Origin of the sequence: Streptomyces armeniacus (assembly GCF_003355155.1) — a bacterium.
GTDB classification, from domain to species: domain Bacteria; phylum Actinomycetota; class Actinomycetes; order Streptomycetales; family Streptomycetaceae; genus Streptomyces; species Streptomyces armeniacus.
In genome coordinates this window covers 840,982-857,305 of record NZ_CP031320.1, presented here as the reverse complement: position 1 = coordinate 857,305, position 16,324 = coordinate 840,982, and the positions used below count along the sequence as shown (strand labels likewise).

The window sequence follows — 16,324 nt, the reverse complement described above, 5'->3', positions numbered from 1 at the left end:
CGCGGGCCGGGGCGGTGCGTCCCTGAGGCGGGCCTACGCCGGGTCCCACAGCCGGGAGCGGTGCAGGGACTGGGCGCAGTGCCGGTAGATCTGCTCGATCTCGACGAGCAGGGCGAGTGCCGGGCGCCTGCCCGCGTCGGCCATCGCGTCGAAGAAGGGGGCGTCGGTGAGGATGCGGGCCCTGCCGTTGATCCGCAGGACGTCGCGGCTGCCGGGAACGAGGTAGAGCAGTCCGGCGTGCGGGTTGTCGAGGATGTTGTGCAGGCTGTCGCCGCGCCGGTTGCCGGGCCGGTCGGGCAGCGCCAGCGTGCCCGCGTCCACGACATGGGTGAAGCCGGGGGCGTCTCCGCGGGGGGAGACGTCGCAGGTGCCGCCCGTGCCGGAGGTGGCGAGGAGGCAGAACGGGGAGCGGGCGAGGATGTCCGTGTCCTCACCGGTGAGGCGGTCGTGCACTTTGTCGATCACGATGGGGTGCGGTTCGCCGAGGAGTTCCCGCAGTTCGGTGCGTGAGCGCAGCTCGCTGAGGCCGCCGGCGGAGGCGGCATCGGAGGCGGACACGGGCTCGGCCCCCGACGCGGAGGCGGACGCGGGCGCGGCCATCAGCCGGCCTCCCGCGCCGCCGGGCCCGCCACCGGGCCCGCCACCGGGCCCGCCGCCGGGCGGCCCGCCGACGCGTCCTGGAGCGGTCTGACGTGGTGGCGGCCGATCGGCAGCATCAGCGGCCGGCCCGACACCGGGTCCTCGATGATGCGGCTGTCGAGACCGAACACCGCGCGCACCGTCTCCTCGGTCAGCACTTCCTCCGGCGAACCGGCCGCGTGCAGCCGGCCGTCCGCGAGCGCGAGGATGTGGTCCGCGTACCGCGCGGCGAGGTTCAGGTCGTGCAGGACCATGACGACGGTGGTGCCGCGAGCCTGGTTCAGGTCGGTCAGGAGGTCGAGTACCTCGACCTGGTGGCTGGCGTCGAGGAAGGTGGTGGGCTCGTCGAGCAGGAGGATGTCCGTGTGCTGGGCGAGCGCCATCGCGATCCACACCCGCTGCCGCTGCCCGCCGGACAGTTCGTCCACGGGGCGGTCGGCGAGCGCGGTGGTGCCCGTCGTGTCGAGGGCCGCCGCCACGGCCGCGTCGTCCTCGGCGCTCCAGCGGGAGAACATCCCCTGGTGCGGGTGGCGGCCCCGCCCTACGAGGTCGCCGACGACGATGCCCTCGGGCGCCACCGGCGACTGCGGCAGCAGGCCGAGCGTGCGCGCCAGTTGTCTGGCGGGCATCCGGTGCACCTCCTTGCCGTCCAGCACGACGCGGCCCGTACGGGGGGCCAGCAGCCGGGACATCGACCGCAGCAGCGTCGACTTGCCGCAGGCGTTGGCGCCGACGATCGCGGTGACGCGGCCGGGCGGGACAGCCAGGTCGAGGGAGTCGATGACGGTCCGGTCGCCGTAGCCGAGGCTGAGCCCCTCGGCGGCCAGAGTGTGATGCGTGGTCACAGGGAGCCTCCCGTCCGGTTGGTGCGGATGATCAGGTAGACGAGGTACGGGGCGCCGAGCACGCCGGTGACGACGCCCACGGGCAGACGGGTGCCGAAGGCGTGCTGGCCGGTGAAGTCGGCGAGGAGGACGAGCAGGGAGCCGACGAGCCCCGCGGGCAGCAGCGGTGAACCGCCGGGCCCGACGAGCCGCGCCGCGATGGGCCCGGACAGGAACGCGACGAACGCGATCGGCCCCGTCGCCGCGGTGGCGACGGCGATCAGCCCGACGGCGGCGACGATGACCGTGATCCGGGTGCGCTCCGTGCGTACGCCGAGCGCGGCCGCGGTGTCGTCGCCGAGCTGCATCGCGGAGAGGCTCCGTCCCCGCCCCAGCAGGACCGGGCCGAGCACGGCCAGTGCGGCGAGTACGGGCAGGGTCTCCTGCCAGGCCGCGCTGTTGAGGCTGCCGGTCAGCCACCGCGTCGCCTCCTGGAGGTCCCACTCGGCGGCCTGCGACAGGACGTACGAGATGACGCTGTCGAGCATCGCGGCGATCCCGATGCCGATCAGGATGAGCCGCGTGCCGGCCACGCCGTCCTTGAACGCGAGGACGTACACGAGCAGGGCCACCGCGAGGGCGGCGGCGACCGCGAGGGCCGACACCCGCGTCTCGTCGAGCGACAGCGTGACGATCGCCAGTACGGCGGCGGCGCTGGCGCCCGAGCTGATGCCGATGACGTCCGGGCTGGCGAGCGGATTCCGCAGCAGGGTCTGGAAGGTGACGCCGGCCAGGCCGAAGCTGAAGCCCGCCGCGACGGCGAGCACCGCCCGCGGCAGCCGCAGCCGCCCGACGGTGAAGGACGCCCCCGGAACGCGCTCGCCGAGCACCACCCGGAACACGTCGTCGAACGGGTAGAAGGTGTCGCCGGCCATCAGGTACACGGTGAACGTGGCGGCCAGGAGGAGGGCCAGCACCGCCGTGACCGTACGCCGCCGCAGCGCGCGCCGTACGCGGCCGCGGGCCACGGCCCGTACGGAAGAGGGCGCCCGTTCAAGGGTGTCGGCTTCAAGGGTGTCGGCGGCGCTCACAGGGCTCGTACTTTCTGCCGGCGGACGATCCAGATGAAGAAGGGGGCGCCGATCAGGGCGGTGATGATGCCCACGTCGATTTCCGCCGGACGTGCCACGACGCGTCCGGTCACGTCGGCCGCGGTGAGCAGCGCCGCGCCCAGCAGCGCGGCGAACGGCAGCAGCCACCGGTGGTCCACGCCGACGAGCAGCCGGCAGGTGTGCGGAACGACGAGGCCGACGAAGCCGATCGGCCCGGCCACCGCCGTCGCCGCCCCGCACAGCACGACCGCGCCGAGCGCGGCCACGGCACGGGCCACGGCGACGCGCTCTCCGATGCCTGCGGCGAGTTCGTCGCCGAGGGCGAGGGAGTTGAGGGAACGGGCCGACAGCAGGCAGATCACGAACCCCGCCCCGAGGAACGGCAGCACCTGTCCGGTGCGTTCGAACGAGGCCCCGCCCACGCCGCCGATCTGCCAGAGCCGGAAGCCGCCGGCGATGTCGTTGCGGGGCAGTACGACGGCGGTGACGAGCGAGGCGAACGCGGCGGAGCTGGCCGCTCCGGCGAGCGCGAGCTTCAGCGGGGTGGCGCCGCCACGGCCGAGGGTGCCGACCGTGTAGACGAACACGGCCGCGAGGGCCGCGCCCGCCATCGCGGTCCAGATGTAGCCGGTGGGCGAGGAGAGCCCGAAGTACGCGACGGCCGTGACGACCGCGAGCGAGGCGCCCATGTTGACGCCGAGGATGCCGGGGTCGGCCAGCGGGTTGCGCGTGACGCCCTGCATGACGGCGCCCGCGAGGCCGAGCGCCGCGCCGATCAGCACCGCGAGCACCGTACGGGGGATGCGTTTGCTCGCCGCCGCCTCTCCCAGGGTGCCGTCGGCGCCGCCGAGCGCGGACCAGACGTCGGACCAGGGGACGTCCCGGGTGCCGAAGGCCAGGGAGGCCAGCATCAGCGCGGCGAGCACCAGGACGGCGGCGAGCAGCCACAGCAGCCGTACCCGCCCCCGTACGCGCGCCGGAGGCCGCCGCGGCACGGCGGCGTCCGGCGCGTGGTGCGGACGCGGACGGGGACGCGGGTGCGGGTGCGGGTACGGCTGCGGGTCCGGGGTGCCCGCGCGGCCGACCGCCGTCACTTGACCTTGTCCGCGGCCTTGGCGAGCGCCGCGGCGTAGTCGTCGAGGACCCACGAGATGGACAGCGGCGTCGGGTTGGCGGCGGTGGCGAGCGGCGAGGAGCTGCCGGGCAGCAGGTAGGCGGAGCCCCGTTCGATGGCGGGCATCTTGGACAGCAGCGGGTCCTCGCGGAGCGTCTCGAGCAGCTTGCCGCTCTCGTCGCCGTATCCGGTGACGATGTCCACGTCGTCGAACGTGTCGATCTTCTCCGCGCTCTGCGACAGCGCGAACTTCTTCGTGCCCTGCGACGCCTTCGCGATGCTGCCCGGGGTCTTCAGGCCGAGGTCGTTGAGAAACTGCACGCGGGTGTCGTGCGCCGTGTAGTAGCCGACCTTGCTCACGTCCCCCGCGTCGACGTGCGTCATGAACATCGCCGACTTCCCCTTCAGCTGCGGGTACTTGGCGACGGTCTTGTCGATGTCGGCGTCCAGGTCGGCGACCAGTTCGTCGCCCTTGGCGGCGAGGCCGAGTGCCTTGCTGTTCATCCGGATGACGTCGCGCCACGGCGTCGACCAGGGCGCGTCCGGATAGGCCACGACGGGGGCTATCTCGCTGAGCGTGTCGTAGTCCTTCTTCGTGAGCCCGGAGTAGGCGGCCAGGATGACGTCGGGCCTGGTGTCGGCGACGGCCTCGAAGTCGATGCCGTCGGTCTCGTCGAACAGGGCCGGGGTCTTCGCGTCCAGTTCGCCGAGCCGCTTCTCGACCCAGGGCAGGACGCCGTCACCGTCGTCGTCGCCGAAGTCGGCGGCGGCCATGCCGACCGGGACCACGCCGAGGGCGAGCGGGACCTCCTGGTTGGCCCAGTTCACCGTGGCGACGCGCGCCGGCTTCTCCTCGACGGTCGTCGTGCCCAGGGCGTGCTTGACGGTGACCGGGAACCCGGTCGCGTCGTTCCCCGGGCCCTTGCCGCCGCCCTTGGCGTCCTCGTCGGAGGAGGATTCGCCGCCGCATGCCGCGAGCGTCAGGAGGGCGGCTGCCGCGGCGGCCAGCCGTAGACGGTGTGAACGCATGACTTCGTAACCCCACTTGTCCGGATGCCGGAGGTGCCGGTTCTCGCACGCCTGGGTCCCGGGAATGCCGCCGTGGAGTGTGCACCGTACTGCGCAAGCACTTAGGTAAGGCTTGCCTTGGCATCTTAAGTACGGAGCGGGGGTGTCGCAATCAGCCCATTGAGACAGCCGATATGGCGATCGGGACACGGAGCCCGGAATACGGTGGCGGGGCGGGACGCGCGAGCGGCCGGAAAGCGAGGGTCAGGACGCCCGGAACGCGCCCGGGGTGAGTCCGGTCGTACGGCGGAAGGCGGCCCCGAAGGCGCTCGCGGACCGGTAGCCGACCTGTTCCGCCACGGACTCCACGTCCCAGCCGTGCGCCAGGAGCGCCACCGCGTGCTGGGCACGTACGGACGCGACCCAGCGCGCGAAGCTGGTGCCGGTCTCCGCGTTGAAGGCCCGCGTGACCGTACGGGTGCTCACTCCCAGCTCCGCCGCCCAGTCGGCGAGCGTGCGCTGGTCACCGGGGTTCTCCCGGAGCGCCTCGGCGACGGGCCGGAGGAACGCCGACGTGGGCGCCTGCACGAGCAGTTCGCGGGGCGACGGTTCGAGCGCGTCGAGGATCATCGCCTCGGTGGTGGCCCGGGAGCCGGCGGACAGCCCCGGTTCACCGAGCCGTTCGAGCAGCAGCCGCAGCAGCGGGGTGATCTCGACGGTCACCGGTACGTCCGAGATGGACGGCGTCGTGTGGAACCCGAAGAAGCCGGCCCGGAACCAGGTCCCGGCCACCGCCGAACCGGAGTGAAGCGTGCCGGCGGGCATCCACAGCCCCAGGGACGGCGTGATCGTCCAGACGCGCGCCCCGACCACAGCCGTGGACGCTCCGCGCTCGTTCCAGAGCAACTCGTGGAAGGCGTGGGAGTGTTCGCCCCAGGTGGTGTCGCACGCGACGACCTCGTCGTACCCGAGGATGCCGGACGGCAGCTCCACCGCGCCCGCGGCGACGACCGGCAGCGTACGGACCTCCCTCATCGCGCCCGCCCTCCGTGCACCCGCGGCCTCCGTGTGACGGGACGATTATGCCCCTCGGCTCCTCCCCCCGCCTCCACCCGGACTGCCCGGCGAGCGAGCCGCAGCGACATCGTGCGGCTCCGCCGCGTGAGCGCGCCGGTGTCGAAAGCGATGAGACCAAGTGAGCGAGGCACGAGCGAGTGCATGGGGCCTCCCCGCCGAAGGCAGGGGAAGTCGAAGAGTGTCGACATGGGGCCTCCCCAGGGCGAAGCCCGAGGGGACGGGTACGCCCGGAGGTGAGCCGAGCATCAATCAGCACGATCGGTCAGGATTCGAGAAGCGCGCGGCCACGGGCGCTTCTAGCGTGAGACCCATGGACATCACCATTCACTACGCATTCCTCCCGCACACGGACGCGGACGCCGCACTCGGCTTCTACCGCGACATCCTCGGCTTCGAGGTACGCAAGGACGTCGGCTACGAGAACATGCGCTGGATCACGGTGGGCCCGGCCAATCAGCCCGGCACCTCCATCGTCCTGCACCCGCCGGCCGTCGACCCCGGCATCACCGACGAAGAGCGGAACACGGTCCTCGAGCTGATCGCCAAGGGTGCCTACGCCGCCGTCACGCTCGCCACCGACGACCTCGACGGACTCTTCGAGCGGCTGGAGGGCGCGGGTGCCGATGTCGTCCAGGAGCCGATCGACCAGGACTACGGAGTGCGCGACTGCGCCTTCCGCGACCCCGCGGGCAATCTGCTCCGCGTCAACCAGTTGTAAGGAGCCGCGGGCACCCCTCCGATGCCGTCGTCGGAGGGGAACCACGCCGCGTGGACCCCGGACGCGACGTGGGACGATGGTGCGCATGGCCCCTGCACGCCCCCAGGCGCACCGGTTGCGCGACCTGACGGTCATGCGCCGCGTCCGCGACCGGATCGACCGGGAGTACGCGAAGCCGCTGGACGTGGAGTCGCTCGCACGGGGCGCGCACATGTCGGCCGGGCATCTGAGCCGGGAGTTCCGGCGGGTCTACGGCGAGTCCCCGTACGCGTATCTGATGACGCGGCGTATCGAGCGCGCGATGACGCTGCTCCGCCGCGGCGACCTGAGCGTCACCGAGGTCTGCTTCGCGGTGGGATGCTCCTCGCTGGGCACTTTCAGCACCCGTTTCACCGAGCTCGTCGGCGTCCCGCCCAGCGTCTACCGCCGGGATCACGGAAACGCGGCGGCGGGCATCCCGCCGTGTCTGGCGAAGCAGGTGACCAGGCCGGTCAGGAACCGGGAAGCGCGCCGCCCCGGGCCGCGTACGCCGTAACCGGCGCGGATACAGCGGGCGTAACGGGCGCGGGACCCGGGGCCACACGGGCCGCCGAGGAATGATTCCTTTTCTTCCGTCGATTTCATGCCGCGGAAATTGCAGTAAACAATCCCTTGCGCCACACCGCCGGCGGTGCTTTCGTAACCCCAGCCGCCAGAATTCCCGGAATTCATCCCATTGTGGGAATGAATTCCTCGGCGCGAGTTTCGGCAGTCCCCCACCGATCCGGAACGAGGAACGCATGAAGTCGAAGAAGAGGCTGACGCTCGGCACCCTCGCCGCCGCCACGCTGCTCGCACCCGCGGTGCTGTACCCGCAGTTCGCGTCCGGCTCGCCCGCGGAGAGCGACCGGGCGGCGGCGTACCGGGAGAACACCTTCGAGCGCCCCGCCGCCGGCAACCCGTACCCGCTCGGCGAGTGGGCCGAGGACGGCTGGACCGCGCCCTGGTCCCTCGGCATGGAGGAGCGGACCCTGGTCGACGGCTCCACGCCGGCGCACAGCGGCGCCAAGTCGCTGCGGGTGCTCTACCCGGAGGGCAGGATCGGCCCCGAGGAGTCCGGTGCGCAGGCGCCCTTCGAGCTGGACAAGGCGCGCGAGTACCACGTCTCCATGTGGATCAGATTCGACGAGAACTTCAGCTGGGGGACCACCCAGTACGCCGGCAAGGTCGGCATCGGGCTCGCGGGCGGCAAGTCGTGCTCCGGCGGGCAGACCTGTGACGGCACCAACGGCTTCAGCTCCCGCTTCATCTGGCGGCGCGCGGGCGGCGAAGCGGCGCTGTACTACTACCACATGGACAAGAAGGACAAGTACGGCGACTACGTCTCGCTCGAGAAGAACGGCTCCGTCATCAACTGGCCCAAGGGCGAGTGGGTCAACGTCGTCCAGCGGGTCAAGGTCAACACCGTCACCGGCGGCCAGGCGAACCGCGACGGCGAGATCGAGGTCTTCTACAACGGCGAGTCCGCCGCCAAGGTGACCGGCCTGCGCTTCGTCACCAACGACGACCAGGTGGACAAGGCCTACTTCGACAGCTTCGCAGGCGGTGCCACCGAGGACTTCGCCCCGGAGCACGACAGCTACATCTGGTACGACGACATCAAGGTCTCCACCGACCCCGCGGACATCTGCGAGCTCGACGGATGCCGAAGCCGTACGCGATGACCGCCCCCGCATACGGCCCCGCGCACGGTCCCGCCGGTGACCGCGCGCACGGCGGGCTGCCGCACTCCCCCGATGTGGACCGGTGGCTGGCCACCCCCGGCACCCAGCCCGCGGCCGAAGGCATCCCCGACCCCCGCGTGCCGGCCCTCCCCGACGCCCGCAGCCGGCTGCGCCTGCTCGCCGTACCGGAGGAAGACCTCGAGGGCGTACTCACGACCCTGCCCGACCCGGCGCGCACCCCCGAGCCGTGGCAGGCGCTGCTGCACTGCCACCGCGCGCTGTTCACCGATGCCCCCGTCGGCTGGCCGGCCGCACCCGGACTGCTGGGCCCGGCCGGCCGCTACTTCTACGTGCACGTCTTCCTGCTGGCGCTGCCGCTCGCCCTGGAGCGGCAGCGCGAGTACGGCATCCCCGCGGACGTGGTCCGGGCGACCTTCGCCGACCTGGGCGCGAAGGTCGCCGCGTACCGGCGGGCGTACGGGACCGGCGGCTTCGACCGCCAGACCTGGATCGTCCGCCACTTCCGCGGCACCCTGCACCGGCTCGGCCGGCTGCAGTTCGAGCGGACCACGCTCGACGCGGCGGCGTGCGGCGGCCCGCGCGGCGACGGCCCGCGGGACGGCGAGCCTGTCCTGAACGTGCACATCCCCGGCGACGGCCCCATGAAGCCGGCCCTGTGCGACGCCTCGTTCGCCGCGGCCCGCGACTTCGCCGCCCGGCACTTCCCCGCCACCCCGTACACGTACGCGACCTGCCACTCCTGGCTCCTCGACGGGCAACTCGCCGCGTCCCTGCCCGCGGACGCGAACATCGTCCGCTTCCAGCGGCGCTTCCGGCTCTTCGGCAGCCGGCCCGTGTGCGACGACGACGTCCTGGAGTTCGTCTTCCACGTGCCGCCCGGCACGGCCGGCCCGGACCTGGACCAGTTGCCGCGGGACACCGCGTTGCAGCGGGCGATCCTCGACCGGCTGCGGTCCGGCGGCCACTGGCGGCTGGGCCACGGCTGGACGCCCCTGCGGGAGGACCCGCGGTAATCCCCCGGCAAGCACGCCGGGCCCGCGGCGGCGGACAGGCGTCCGCCTGGCGAACCGCGAGGGCCGCGGCGTCACTTAGGCTGGGCGGAAACCGCAGCGGGACCAGAGCCCGGGGACCACAGCCGAGGAGCCACGTGCCACGCCAGGGAGCAGGACCGGACTTCATCGAGGCGCTGGCACGGGGCCTGGAGGTCATCGCCGCGTTCCGGCCCGGGCAGCCGCGGATGTCGCTGTCCCAGGTCGCCGGCGCGACCGGGCTGGCCAGGCCGACCGCCCGCCGGATTCTGCTCACGCTGGAGGAGCTGGGCTATGTCCGCTCCGGCGAGGCCGGGTTCGAGCTGACGCCGAGCGTGCTCGAACTCGGCGTCGCGTACGTGCAGTCCATGGGCCTGTGGGACATCGCGCGGCCCCACATGGAACGGCTGGTGGGGCGTACGAACGAGTCGTCGTCCGTCGCCCAGCTCGACGGGTCGGACGTCATCTACGTCGCCCGCGTGGCCGTCCCCAAGCTCGTGACCCTCTCGGTGCGGATCGGCACGCGCTTCCCCGCGTTGCAGACGTCCCTGGGGAAGGTGCTGCTCGCCGGTCTCCCGGAGGACGAGCTGGCGCGGGTGCTCGCCGTGCCGTCGCGTTCGGGTGTGACGCCGCGCTGGCAGCCCGTACGGGAGGAACGGGACGCGGCGCTGCGGGAGGTGCGGGCACGTGGATGGGCGCTGACCGACGAGCAGTTGGCTCCCGGCATCCGGTCGGTCGCTGCGCCGCTGCGTGACGGCTCCGGACGGGTCGTCGCGGCGCTCAACGTCAACTGCCACGCGGCCGAGACGTCCGTAGAGCGGCTGCTCGACGCCCATCTGCCCCTGCTGCTCCAGACCGCGGGTGACATCAGCGCGGACATGGCGCGGGTCGCCGCGGTGCCGTGCCCCACCGTGCCGTGCCCGACGGCACCGGGACCGACGGTGCCGGGGCCGAGCGCCCGCCAGGGCTGAGCCCGGCGTCAACAGGCGGCCTCCGCAGGGGTCTTGATTTACTCCTCAACCATCCGTCAGTGTGACCGCTCTACGGACCCTTGTCCGTAGAGCGGTCGAGTCGGCTCGGATCAAGGAGGATTCATGGCCGTCGTGACGGAGGGCACCATCACCGACCTCGCGGTGCAGCGCTGGTCCACCGCTCACTCGCCCCGGCAGGCCGAGCTGATGACGGCGCTGGTGCGGCACCTCCACGCGTACGCCCGCGAGGTCGGGCTCACCGAGGAGGAGTGGGCGGCGGCCGTCGAATGGCTCACCGCTACCGGCCGCGTCAGCGACGACAAGCGCCAGGAGTTCATCCTGGCCTCCGACGTCCTCGGGCTGAGCATGCTCGTCGTCCAGCTCAACCACCGCTTCGCGGCGGACGCGACACCGGCGACGGTGCTCGGACCGTTCCACATCGACGGCTCCCCCGCGGCGCCGTTCGGCCACGACATGTCCGACGGAGTCGCCGGCACCCCGCTGTTCGTCACCGGCCGCGTGCTGGACCTCGACGGCACGCCGCTCCCCGACGTCGTCCTGGACGTCTGGCAGGCCGACGCCGACGGCACGTACGAGGCGCAGCTCCCGCAGACCGACGAGGCGCGGCTGCGCGCGAAGTACCGGACCAGGGCCGACGGTACGTACTGCGTGCGCACCATCGCGCCGCGCGGCTACGCGATCCCGATGGACGGCCCCGTCGGCGACCTGATCAGGACGACGGACATCAGCTACTACCGGCCCGCGCACATCCACTTCCTGATCGACCACCCCGGCCACGAGAAGCTGATCACCCACCTGTTCCGGCAGGGCTCCGAATTCCTGGACAGCGACGTCGTGTTCGGCACGAAGGGCGAGCTGATCGTGCCCTTCGCCGAGGAACCGGCCGGCGCCTCCCCGGACGGCGGGACGCTCGACGAGCCGTATCTGCACGCCGAGTTCGACTTCGTGCTCCAGCCCGGGGCCGCGGACGGTGAGCGGTCGTGAACCTGGGGCTGCTCCTGCTGCGGCTGCTCCTCGCCGCGCTGCTGTTCGGCCACGGCACCCAGAAGCTGTTCGGCTGGTTCGGCGGCGCCGGGCGCGCCGGGACCGCCGCCGTCTTCGACAAGTGGGGCTTCGTACCCGGCCGCCGGATGGTGCTCGTCGCCGGGTTCGCCGAGCTCGCCGGAGCGGCCTCGGTGGCGGCCGGCCTGCTGACGCCCGGCGGCTGCGCGGTGCTGGTCGGCACCATGGCGGTCGCCGCGGCGGCCACCGCGCCGAACGGCTTCTGGGCGCAGCAGGGTGGCTGCGAAGTCCCCTTCTGGTACGGGGCGGTGGCCGCGGTCCTCGCCTTCACCGGTCCCGGTGCCTGGTCCCTGGACCACGCCGCGGGACTCCGTCGGCTGGACGGCTACGCCTGGGGGTTCGCGGCCCTGGCCGTCGGACTGGCCGCCGCGGCCGTGCCGCTGACCGCCCGTGCCCGGGTGCTGCGCGCCCGGGCCGGGACCTCCTCGACGAGCTGACCGGCCCCGGGCCGGCCAGGCCCGTACAGGCCCGAGCAGGAAGGCAGGACGGCATGACGCCCGAAGAACCACGCCCCGGAGACCTGACCCCCGGCCGCCCGCTTCTCTTCCGCGACGCGACCGTCCTGTCCATGGATCCCGCGATCGGCCTGCTCGACCGTGGCGATGTCCTCGTACGCGGTGAACTGATCGAGCAGGTCGGGCGCGGCCTGCGGGCCCCGGACGACGCGGCGGTGGTGGACTGCGCGGGCGGCCTCCTCATGCCCGGCATGGTCGACACGCACCGGCACATGTGGCAGACGGCGCTGCGCGGCCTCGGCGCGGACTGGACCCTGGCCCAGTACTTCGTCTTCTACTATCTCAACTGGGGCAAGATCTTCCGCCCCGAGGACATCCACGCCGGCAACCTGCTGTCCGGCATCGAAGCGCTCGACGCGGGCGTGACCACCACGGTGGACTGGTCGCACGGCCTGCAGACACCCGAGCACGGCGACGCCGCCGTCGAAGCGCTGCGCGAGGTGCCCGGCCGCTACGTGCTCGCGTACGGCAATCTGCTCGGCGCGCCCTGGGAGTGGGCCGCCTCGGCGGAGTTCCGGTCCTTCGCCGACCGCCACTTCGCCTCCCGCGACGACGACATGCTCGGCCTGCAGCTCGCGTTCGACGTCACCGGCGACGCCGCCTTCCCCGAGAAGGCGGCGTTCGAGGCCGCCCGCGAACTCGGGCTGCCCGTCACCACCCACGCCGGGGTGTGGGGCGCGACCGACGACCGGAGCATCCGGCTGATGTGGGACCACGGGTTCATGACGCCGGACGTCACCTACGTGCACTCGGCGACGCTCAGCGAGGACTCGTACCACCGGATCGCCGCCTCGGGCGGCACGGTCTCGGTGTCGGCGGAGAGCGAGCACAACGCCGGCCAGGGCTACCCGCCCACCTGGCGGCTGCGGCGGCACGGCATCCCCGTTTCGCTGTCGATGGACACCAGCGTGTGGTTCAGCGCCGACCTGTTCTCGGCCATGCGCGCCACGCTGTCGGCCGACCGCACGCGGGAGCACATGGAGGCGCACGCGGCCGGGGAGACGGTCGTGCACCACAGGCTGCGGGCGCGGGACGTCGTGGAGTGGGCCACGATCGGCGGCGCGAGGGTGCTCGGACTCGACGACCGCATCGGCTCGCTGACGCCCGGCAAGAAGGCCGACCTCGTCCTGGTCAAGAACGACCGGGACCCGGCGATGCACCCGGTGCTGCACCCGTACGGGCACGTGGTCTACCAGGCCGGCCGCGCCGACGTGCACACCGTGCTGGTCAACGGGACCGTGGTGAAGTACGCGCACGAGCTGACCGGCACGGCCGCGGGCGGCCTGGAGCGGGCGCGTACCGCCGTCGCCGCGACCGTGGAGTACGCGCGGGCCACGATGGGCGAGGACGCGTGGCGCGAGGCCGTGGAGCCGGAGATCCCGACGGCCGAGCCGCTCCCGAACCCGTACACCTACAGCGAGTACCGCGGCGAGGGCGTCGCCGTGCGGCGCGGGGAGGCGTAGCCCATGAACGCTGGTTCAGCTGCGGTACGGCCCGTGGGCGGCGGTGCGGACGGCTCGCGGGGACCGCTCGGCGGACTGCTGGTGGCGGACTTCTCCCGCGTACTGGCGGGACCGTACGCGACCATGCTGCTGGCCGACCTCGGCGCCGACGTGGTGAAGGTCGAGGGCCCACAGGGCGACGACACGCGCGGCTGGATGCCGCCCGCGCGCGGCGACGTGTCGACCTACTACCTGGGGATCAACCGCGGGAAGCGGTCCATCGCCCTCGACTTCCGCGACGCGGCGGACGCGCGGCTGGCCAGGGAGCTGGCACGGCGCGCGGACGTCGTCATCGAGAACTTCCGGCCGGGCGGCCTGGCCAGATACGGCCTGGACCACCCGACGGTCAGCGCCGGGAACCCCGGTGTGGTGTACGCGTCGATCACCGGTTTCGGGTCCGGGCCCGGCCGGCACGTGCCGGGCTACGACCTGATGGTGCAGGCCGTATCCGGGCTGATGAGCCTGACCGGCGATCCGGAAGGGCCGCCGTACCGAGCGGGCATCTCGGTCTTCGACGTGATGGCGGGCAACCACGCCGCGATCGGCATCCTCGCCGCGCTGCGGCACCGGGACGCCACCGGGCAGGGCCAGTTGGTCGAGGTGAACCTGCTGTCGTCGGCGCTGACCGGGCTGGTGAACCACAGTTCCGGCTACGTCGCGGGCGGCTCCGTGCCGTACCGCATGGGCAACGCGCACCCCAGCGTCTTCCCGTACGAGCCGCTGCCGGCGGCCGACCGGGAGCTGATCGTGACGGCCGCCAACGACGGGCAGTTCCGCAGGCTGTGCGAGGTGCTCGGCATCCCCGGGGTCGCCGACGACACCCGCTTCCGGCACAACTCCGACCGTACGGAGCGCCGCGAGGAGCTGCGGCCGCTGCTGGTGGAGCGGCTGCGGACGAGGACGGCGCTGGAGTGGTTCGACCTGCTCGTGGAGGCGGGTGTGCCCTGCGGGCCTGTCAACACCATCGACGGCGGCTTCGCGCTGGCCGAACGCTTCGGGCTGGACCCGGTGGTGGAGGTCGGCGAGGGTGACCGGGCGGTGCCCACGACGCGGCACCCGATCCGCTTCTCCGAGACCCCCGCCGCGTACCGGCTGCCGCCCCCCGAGCTGGACGAGCACGGAACGGAGCTGCGCGAGTGGCTGGAGGACGGGCCGGACTGCCCTCCGTACGGCACTCCGGAGGACAGCGATGACTGACGGCCGGCCGCCCGCGTACCCGACCGCGCTCGGCGCGTCCTCCCCGGACCGCATCACCCTGCTCGGGGCGGACCTCGCGGCGGACGTGATGGGCGAAGTGGGGTTCGGCGAGCTGGCGTTCTGGCTGGCGGCACAGCGCCGCCCCACCTCCGGCGAGACCCGGGTCTTCGAGGCCGTGCTCGCCGCCCTCGCCGACCACGGCTTCACGCCGACCGCGATCACGACGCGGCTGACGTACCTGTCGGCGCCCGATTCGGTCCAGGGCGCCCTGGCCGCCGGCCTCCTCGGCGGCGGCTCGCGCTTCCTCGGCGTGACGGAGGACTGCGGACGGTTCCTGCACGACGCGCTGCCGCCCCTCGCGGACGGCCGGCCGGCCGACGAGGCGGGCTGGGACGAACTCGCGCTGGCGACCGTACGCGCCGCCCGCGAGGACCGCCGCCTCATCCCCGGCCTCGGGCACCACGTACACAAGGAGGGCGACCCGCGTACGCCGCGGCTGTTCGAACTCGCCGCCGAAGAAGGGGTGTACGGGCCGCACCTGGCACTGTTCGCGGCCATCGGCCGGGTCCACCCGCGGGTGTTGGGCCGGACGCTGCCGCTCAACGGCGCCGGGGTGTGCGGCGCGGCGCTCGCGGACCTCGGACTGCCGCTGGAACTGCTCCGCGCCTTCGCCCTGCTCGCCCGCACGGCAGGCCTCATCGGCCAGCTCGCCGAGGAGATCCGCACCCCGGTCGCCCGCGACATCTTCCTGTCGGTGGACCTCAACAACCGCCCCGTCCCGCCGCGTCCGCACGACGACGGCCCGCACTCCGCGGGGCAGACCTGACCCCGTCCCGGTGACCGGGAACGCGGCATCGTCGTCGCGGAGCCCGTCCCGGCGGGCGTGGATCCGGGCATGGCAGGATCCACGCCATGCCCCTCGACGTTCCCCGCCTCCGGATCGGCTCGACCGAGATCATCGCGCTCGCCGACGGCGAGGGCCCGTTCTTCTCCCCGCGCGCCGAGGCCTTCCCCGGGGCCACGGCCGCCCAGTGGGCCGAGGCCGACCGCTTCGACCCGGGCGCGGTCGACGCCGAGGGCCGCTGGCGGCTGCAGTTTCGCGCGTACGCGATCCGCGGCGACAAGGGGCTCACCGTCGTGGACGCCGGGATCGGTCCGGCGGACAGCCCGGCCGGCTCGTGGGCGCCCGTGCCCGGCGCGCTCCCCGAGTCGCTCGCCGCCGCGGGCATCGACCGGGCCGAGGTCGACACCGTGGTGCTCACGCATCTGCACACCGACCACGTCGGGTGGGCGGTCGTCACCGAGGCCGCCGTCCCGTCAGGGGGCGGCGCGGCGGAAGGCGCCCCGTCGCCCGGCAGCGCGACCGGCGGAACGGCGGGCGGCCGGCGGCCTTATTTCCCCAACGCCGAATACCTCCTCCAGCGGGCCGAGTTCGAGGCCGTCGACGCGCTCAACCCGCAGCTCCGCGAGACCCTCACCGACCCGCTCGCGGCGGCCGGCCGGCTCCGGCTCCTCGACGGAGACACGCGGCTTCGCGCCGGGCGTACGGTCGCCACACCCGGTCACACGCCCGGCCACCAGAGCGTGCTGGTCGCCGACGGGCGCGAGCTGGCGCTCGTCACCGGCGACCTCCTGGTGCACGCGCTCCAGCTGCTCCACCACGAGATCGCCTACGCGCACGAGAACGATCCCGAGGCGGCCCGGCGTTCCAGGGAGCGCATGCTCGGCCGCGACGCCGCCACCACGCTGCACCTGGCGACGCCGCATCTGACGGAGCCGTTCATCCCGGCGTGACCTCGGTCTGGTCCCGGC

The 16,324-nt window shown here is 73.0% G+C and carries 17 protein-coding genes; 11 read left to right on the top strand and 6 right to left on the bottom strand.

Going from position 1 to position 16,324, the window contains the following annotated elements; genetic code table 11:
* Window positions 1-33: 33 nt before the first annotated feature.
* From DVA86_RS03655 to DVA86_RS03630, 6 genes are all read right to left on the bottom strand, one after another.
* Complete coding sequence (locus tag DVA86_RS03655) at window positions 34-600, bottom strand: MSMEG_1061 family FMN-dependent PPOX-type flavoprotein (protein ID WP_208875736.1); 567 nt, start codon at window positions 598-600, stop codon at window positions 34-36.
* Complete coding sequence (locus tag DVA86_RS03650) at window positions 600-1,484, bottom strand: ABC transporter ATP-binding protein (protein WP_208875735.1); 885 nt, start codon at window positions 1,482-1,484, stop codon at window positions 600-602. The genes DVA86_RS03655 and DVA86_RS03650 overlap by 1 nt, the downstream gene beginning before the upstream one ends.
* Entirely contained in the window at window positions 1,481-2,554 is a 1,074-nt protein-coding gene (locus DVA86_RS03645) for a FecCD family ABC transporter permease (RefSeq protein ID WP_245996329.1), read from the bottom strand. The genes DVA86_RS03650 and DVA86_RS03645 overlap by 4 nt, the downstream gene beginning before the upstream one ends.
* Window positions 2,551-3,669: a FecCD family ABC transporter permease gene (locus DVA86_RS03640; RefSeq protein ID WP_425470757.1), complete on the bottom strand. Its 1,119-nt coding sequence runs from the start codon at window positions 3,667-3,669 to the stop codon at window positions 2,551-2,553. The genes DVA86_RS03645 and DVA86_RS03640 overlap by 4 nt, the downstream gene beginning before the upstream one ends.
* Window positions 3,666-4,718 (bottom strand): iron-siderophore ABC transporter substrate-binding protein, encoded by a 1,053-nt coding sequence (locus DVA86_RS03635; RefSeq protein ID WP_208875734.1) that lies wholly within the window; start codon window positions 4,716-4,718, stop codon window positions 3,666-3,668. The genes DVA86_RS03640 and DVA86_RS03635 overlap by 4 nt, the downstream gene beginning before the upstream one ends.
* Before the next feature lie 243 nt (window positions 4,719-4,961).
* On the bottom strand, window positions 4,962-5,732 hold the full coding sequence (locus DVA86_RS03630) for a helix-turn-helix domain-containing protein (RefSeq protein WP_208875733.1): 771 nt from the start codon (window positions 5,730-5,732) through the stop codon (window positions 4,962-4,964).
* Window positions 5,733-6,084: 352 nt separating this feature from the next.
* Here DVA86_RS03630 and DVA86_RS03625 point away from each other — a divergent pair, with 352 nt between their 5' ends.
* The 11 genes from DVA86_RS03625 (at window position 6,085) to DVA86_RS03575 (ending at window position 16,306) form a co-directional block, all read left to right on the top strand.
* Window positions 6,085-6,492, top strand: a complete 408-nt coding sequence (locus tag DVA86_RS03625; RefSeq protein ID WP_208875732.1) for a VOC family protein — start codon at window positions 6,085-6,087, stop codon at window positions 6,490-6,492.
* A gap of 85 nt (window positions 6,493-6,577) precedes the next feature.
* A complete protein-coding gene (locus DVA86_RS03620; protein WP_222623280.1) occupies window positions 6,578-7,027 on the top strand; it encodes a helix-turn-helix transcriptional regulator in 450 nt (149 codons plus the stop codon).
* A 244-nt stretch (window positions 7,028-7,271) separates the two neighbouring features.
* On the top strand, window positions 7,272-8,195 hold the full coding sequence (locus tag DVA86_RS03615; protein WP_208875730.1) for a polysaccharide lyase: 924 nt from the start codon (window positions 7,272-7,274) through the stop codon (window positions 8,193-8,195).
* Entirely contained in the window at window positions 8,192-9,229 is a 1,038-nt protein-coding gene (locus DVA86_RS03610) for an acyltransferase domain-containing protein (RefSeq protein ID WP_208875729.1), read from the top strand. Before DVA86_RS03615 ends, DVA86_RS03610 begins: the two co-directional genes overlap by 4 nt.
* A gap of 134 nt (window positions 9,230-9,363) precedes the next feature.
* On the top strand, window positions 9,364-10,215 hold the full coding sequence (locus DVA86_RS03605) for an IclR family transcriptional regulator domain-containing protein (RefSeq protein WP_208875728.1): 852 nt from the start codon (window positions 9,364-9,366) through the stop codon (window positions 10,213-10,215).
* Window positions 10,216-10,338: 123 nt separating this feature from the next.
* Window positions 10,339-11,220, top strand: coding sequence for a dioxygenase family protein (locus DVA86_RS03600; RefSeq protein WP_208875727.1), 882 nt, complete (start codon window positions 10,339-10,341; stop codon window positions 11,218-11,220).
* Window positions 11,217-11,735, top strand: a complete 519-nt coding sequence (locus DVA86_RS03595; RefSeq protein ID WP_208875725.1) for a DoxX family protein — start codon at window positions 11,217-11,219, stop codon at window positions 11,733-11,735. The genes DVA86_RS03600 and DVA86_RS03595 overlap by 4 nt, the downstream gene beginning before the upstream one ends.
* 53 nt (window positions 11,736-11,788) lie before the next feature.
* Window positions 11,789-13,276, top strand: coding sequence for an amidohydrolase family protein (locus tag DVA86_RS03590; RefSeq protein WP_208875724.1), 1,488 nt, complete (start codon window positions 11,789-11,791; stop codon window positions 13,274-13,276).
* Window positions 13,277-13,279: 3 nt separating this feature from the next.
* Window positions 13,280-14,512 (top strand): CaiB/BaiF CoA transferase family protein, encoded by a 1,233-nt coding sequence (locus tag DVA86_RS03585; RefSeq protein ID WP_208875722.1) that lies wholly within the window; start codon window positions 13,280-13,282, stop codon window positions 14,510-14,512.
* Window positions 14,505-15,338 (top strand): citryl-CoA lyase, encoded by an 834-nt coding sequence (locus tag DVA86_RS03580; protein ID WP_208875721.1) that lies wholly within the window; start codon window positions 14,505-14,507, stop codon window positions 15,336-15,338. The genes DVA86_RS03585 and DVA86_RS03580 overlap by 8 nt, the downstream gene beginning before the upstream one ends.
* A gap of 86 nt (window positions 15,339-15,424) precedes the next feature.
* Complete coding sequence (locus DVA86_RS03575; RefSeq protein ID WP_208875720.1) at window positions 15,425-16,306, top strand: MBL fold metallo-hydrolase; 882 nt, start codon at window positions 15,425-15,427, stop codon at window positions 16,304-16,306.
* Window positions 16,307-16,324 lie beyond the last annotated feature (18 nt).

Bases quoted from the DNA above. Each gene is read 5' to 3' on its own strand.
- DVA86_RS03655 (WP_208875736.1), bottom strand. From the start codon at position 600: ATGGCCGCGCCCGCGTCCGCCTCCGCGTCGGGGGCCGAGCCCGTGTCC.
- DVA86_RS03635 (WP_208875734.1), bottom strand. From the start codon at position 4,718: ATGCGTTCACACCGTCTACGGCTGGCCGCCGCGGCAGCCGCCCTCCTG.
- DVA86_RS03630 (WP_208875733.1), bottom strand. From the start codon at position 5,732: ATGAGGGAGGTCCGTACGCTGCCGGTCGTCGCCGCGGGCGCGGTGGAG.
- DVA86_RS03625 (WP_208875732.1), top strand. From the start codon at position 6,085: ATGGACATCACCATTCACTACGCATTCCTCCCGCACACGGACGCGGAC.
- DVA86_RS03620 (WP_222623280.1), top strand. From the start codon at position 6,578: ATGGCCCCTGCACGCCCCCAGGCGCACCGGTTGCGCGACCTGACGGTC.
- DVA86_RS03615 (WP_208875730.1), top strand. From the start codon at position 7,272: ATGAAGTCGAAGAAGAGGCTGACGCTCGGCACCCTCGCCGCCGCCACG.
- DVA86_RS03610 (WP_208875729.1), top strand. From the start codon at position 8,192: ATGACCGCCCCCGCATACGGCCCCGCGCACGGTCCCGCCGGTGACCGC.
- DVA86_RS03600 (WP_208875727.1), top strand. From the start codon at position 10,339: ATGGCCGTCGTGACGGAGGGCACCATCACCGACCTCGCGGTGCAGCGC.
- DVA86_RS03590 (WP_208875724.1), top strand. From the start codon at position 11,789: ATGACGCCCGAAGAACCACGCCCCGGAGACCTGACCCCCGGCCGCCCG.
- DVA86_RS03585 (WP_208875722.1), top strand. From the start codon at position 13,280: ATGAACGCTGGTTCAGCTGCGGTACGGCCCGTGGGCGGCGGTGCGGAC.
- DVA86_RS03580 (WP_208875721.1), top strand. From the start codon at position 14,505: ATGACTGACGGCCGGCCGCCCGCGTACCCGACCGCGCTCGGCGCGTCC.
- DVA86_RS03575 (WP_208875720.1), top strand. From the start codon at position 15,425: ATGCCCCTCGACGTTCCCCGCCTCCGGATCGGCTCGACCGAGATCATC.